Source organism: Aequoribacter sp. (assembly GCF_965659035.1).
GTDB lineage: Bacteria > Pseudomonadota > Gammaproteobacteria > Pseudomonadales > Halieaceae > Aequoribacter.
In genome coordinates this window covers 3970-7933 of the sequence record NZ_CBFHWH010000090.1, presented here as the reverse complement: position 1 = coordinate 7933, position 3964 = coordinate 3970, and the positions used below count along the sequence as shown (strand labels likewise).

Genomic DNA, 3964 nt, shown 5'->3' with positions numbered 1-3964 from the left:
TTTTTGACGCGATGTGGCAAGAGCAGTGTAACCTGGGCGATACTGAGCAGGTTGCGATGGTGTTAACCAAAGCTGGTTTAGACGCTCAGGCACTGATGGACTTGTCTCAACAACCGGATATCAAAGCGACGTTGATTACCAATACCGAACATGCCGTAAGTCGGGGCGTGTTTGGAGCCCCCACCATGTTTGTGGGTGAAGAAATGTATTTTGGGCAGGACCGTCTGGACTTTGTCGAGGCGGCCATACTCTTGGAAAAAGATGGAAGATAATGTCATTCTTTGACATTGCTAGTGGTGCATGCCTTGATTAGACGGTACGGAACCGCTTTTGGACGGCGCGCTGTCTTGCCATAACTTCTTGTAAACGCTCATCAGGTGTGGCTTTGACCGTATCTGGCGGCAGATGTGACGCAAGATCCGCCACACTGACTTTGGTGGCGCTGATGGTGGGCCAAACCTCTTTTGGTGGTGTTTCGCTGTAGGCCCAGCGCGGTGCCATAAAGCCCTCTTTGTTCCCGGTGGTATCCAACCAATTCACAACGCCGGGATCTTTGTGGGCAATGACTAAGCGGTAAGCGCCGTCACTGCTTTGCGTCATTTGGTGTCGATTCAGGCTGCCAGTTCTGCAGCCATACTCCAGTGACTCTCCCCACAAATTCGCTAACTGAAAGCCCATATATTGGGGTTGTGTCGGTACTGTCATCTCGACAATCAGAGCTTCATCGGGCTCAAGTTCAAATACTCCGCCGGCATATAAATTGGTGCTCATGCCGCCGCCTGTGGCACCTGATGCTGCGTTAATGGTGTTAAACGCGTTCCGCGGGAAAGCGACACCGGGAATGGAGCCTTTTCGTTCACCGTAAGTGCCCATAGGGATCGTCCAAAATGCATTCCAGAACAGCATTTGATTGCGCGCGATTTCACCACAGCGTTGCAGTTCAGCCACCGCTCGATCAACCGTGTAATCAGGGCGTTCACTCCATTTTTGTTCTTCGGGCTCTAGACTAAAGTGAATAGCCTCTTCCATGTCCCAATCGTTGAAGAGCTGCCGCCCAGTCAGGTAGGTCGCATAACGCTCAGGAGCAACACTTGAATCTTCGGGATGGGGGTGCTTGACCACTTTAAGAGTCGAGATAAAGTTGCCCTTAAAGCCTGCTGGGCGCTCGGGTGCCAATAGAATCTCGAAGCTGCCATCGTCATCGACTTTAATGCTGGATGAGTCCAAACGGCCGGTTTGGATGCGCATACCCGGGCGAAGCTCTGTGAGCTTACCGGTATCGCCTGATAAGTCGCGCCAGCTGGCCTCAAAAATAAGGTAGTGCGGAGCTTTGGGCTGATCATCGTTTACCGGCTCTCCGCGCCAATGTGCGGTTTGGTGTGTCTTGCCTCGTAGCCAGTAGGCTTTTGAGCCGTCGATGGGCGCGTAAAAATAAATGGCATCGGCATTATCGATTGTGGCTCGGGTTATGGGGCTTAGCATGTTTCTGAATTCGGGTGCCTCGCGGTTCTCGTGAAAGGCGCGCTCGATGGCTGAATGTGCAAAGCCCATTAAGTAGCGATAGCCCTCGGCGAGGATCCGGTCATTCTCGGGTGGAGGCATGAGTTTTGGGTTGTCGATAGCGTCGCGCGCCGTCTGCAGTGCGCTCATCATATCGTCCCAAGCACGACGTAATTTGGCGCGACTCGACAGCGACCAGTTGTACTCATCAAACCATTCGGCCAGCTCGTCTTCTATGCGTTCTGCGGTAAGGGCGTAGTCGGCAAGCTTATATTTAAAGGTTGATGTGTGCTGCGTTTCGCGTTGCTCTTGTTGATTAAGATAGTTCTGATAATCCGCAGTAATGGGTAAATCCAGGGCCTTATAAACCTTAGCTATGGTTGCACCTGGCTCAGTGGTGAGCTCTCGATAATCTACAAATATATGCGGTGTTTGGGGGCGTTTGGCCAGAGCCTGCTTCGGAATTTTAAAAGACTCGAGCGAAATCTCTGCCATGTGCTGCAACGACACCTGATAGTCCTCTTTGCTCCAGCCTTTGGCTTTCCAGCTGCCTTCCATCAGTTTGAGCGCGCTGGGTATGCACTCCATAGGATTGCGGACCGAAACGACGATCTTGGCATCGGGGAAGGTCTCGAGAATGGCATTGACCCAGCCCGACATAAGCGGGTTTTTGCTTAAGTGCGTGTGTTGCCCTCCGTTCACTAGGAGTTGGCGTTTTACACATTCTTTGTAGTGGTGCATCCAGCGCTGGCGCTTTCGTTCGGGCAGATCATCGACGTGGAAAATATCGATGTGCTCGAACAAGGGCATCTCAAGTGACCACTCTTGGGTCACAAATGCGCCGCGCATCACGAATTGGTCTTCTTCAGAATTCCATAAGCTCATGTTGTGAATGTGGCGAAATTGGCCGAATTTTTTCTCGTCCCACGCTTGTAAGCGCCGCTCGAAAAAGCCGCCGAGATATTCTCTATCGATTACCCCAAACCGGCGAATCAGGTGTTTTTGTAATAGCGATGGGAACAGTGTCTCCCAATACAAGAAGTAGCTAAAACGCTGCGTGTCACCCGACATGAGTCGATGCAGCAGCGTCGTACCGCTCCGTGCATGCCCCACAATAAACACGGGCTGCTTAACTTCTTGTCGCCACAAGCCTGGGAAAAATACGTAGTCCAAGACGAAGCACAGGGTATTGAATACCATGGTAAGAGGAACCCACAGTAATAATTTGATCATCATGCGGGAGCGTCCTGGCCAAGACTTAAATGACCAAACGCTTTGCACCACGCGAAAGTAGTAATCCCAGTCAAAGTACATCGTCGTTTTCCTTATGATTGATGGTTGTAGCCTAGTGCTTGTGGTTTGGTGTTAGCAACTCGCATACTTGCTCCTTGCTCGTTAAATTAAGGGATTGATTTTGTTTGTTTTTTAATGGTTCGGTCGAGGAGCTTACGTTTTTTGACAAATTGCTCTAGGCTAAGGGCTCATTAACGTCACATTCAAAGACCACTCATGGCCGCCGATTACGACAAGCCCATTCCATTACCGAGAAAGTTACCGAAACAAGGGCGGTCCAAAGTCTTAGTGGACGCCATTGTCGAGGCCTGTGAGAACATTCTGGCTAAAGGCGATGCGGCGCAACTCAGTACTAACTATATAGCCGAAGTTGCGGGGGTAAACATTGGGTCTTTGTATCAGTACTTCCCCAATAAAGAAGCGGTTTTGGCGACCGTATTTACTCGCAAAATGGCAGCAGAGCGAGCCGAGTTTGCGGATCAGTCAAACAGGCGAATCTTGGCTCAGTCGGCGCTATCACTCAGTGCTGCACTGGCCGAGGTGATTCGTGTGAAGGCCGAGCTTCATCAGCGATTTTTGACCTTGCATGGCGATTTTTACCGCGACTATTACGATTTTTTTGATTTTGAGTCGACTATTGATGAGTATGTGTCGACAGACTTGCAGCAGCCGACTTGGTCGGTTTGGGTTAAATCTCTGTTGAAGCATTATCAGCACGAGTTGCGTCTTGATGATATTGACCGCGCAGCTTTCTTGGTGGCCAATATCATCGATGGTTTACTGAGTGCCTCGGTGCGCGAGGAACCTCACTTTTTGTGTGAGGACGATTTCTTAATTCAAGTTCACGCCGCGGCTTTGAATGCAATTAGTTGACAGCGCGGTCGGTATCGAACCAGTGCTTCGTCTTGTTGGCAAAGGCCACTAGGCTAAGCATAACAGGCACCTCAACAAGTACACCGACCACAGTCGCAAGTGCAGCACCCGATTGCAAACCAAACAATGAAATAGCCACAGCAACCGCCAGCTCGAAGAAATTTGATGTGCCAATCATACAAGCCGGCGCTGCGATATTGTGTGGTAGCTTGATCGCCTTGGCCGCCGCGTAGGCGATTGCGAATATGCCATAGGTTTGAATCAATAAGGGTATAGCGATTAAAACAATGGCGACAGG

4 protein-coding genes are annotated in these 3964 nt (G+C 50.5%); 2 read left to right on the top strand and 2 right to left on the bottom strand.

The window, feature by feature from the left end:
* The coding region (locus tag ACTF5Z_RS10395) for a DsbA family protein (protein WP_438985573.1) at positions 1–272 on the top strand (272 nt) is incomplete at its 5' end.
* 37 nt (positions 273–309) lie between these two features.
* On the opposite strand, the gene ACTF5Z_RS10390 is transcribed toward ACTF5Z_RS10395, so the two are convergent.
* Positions 310–2736 carry a sulfotransferase family protein gene (locus ACTF5Z_RS10390; RefSeq protein WP_438985572.1) on the bottom strand — a complete coding sequence of 809 codons (2427 nt, stop codon included), beginning with the start codon at positions 2734–2736 and terminating at the stop codon, positions 310–312.
* Between the two features lie 273 nt (positions 2737–3009).
* Here ACTF5Z_RS10390 and ACTF5Z_RS10385 point away from each other — a divergent pair, with 273 nt between their 5' ends.
* Positions 3010–3666, top strand: coding sequence for a TetR/AcrR family transcriptional regulator (locus ACTF5Z_RS10385; RefSeq protein ID WP_438985571.1), 657 nt, complete (start codon positions 3010–3012; stop codon positions 3664–3666).
* On the opposite strand, the gene ACTF5Z_RS10380 is transcribed toward ACTF5Z_RS10385, so the two are convergent.
* Positions 3659–3964: arsenic resistance protein (locus ACTF5Z_RS10380; protein WP_438985570.1), on the bottom strand; the 306-nt coding region annotated here is incomplete at its 5' end. The two genes, ACTF5Z_RS10385 and ACTF5Z_RS10380, sit on opposite strands and share 8 nt — an antisense overlap.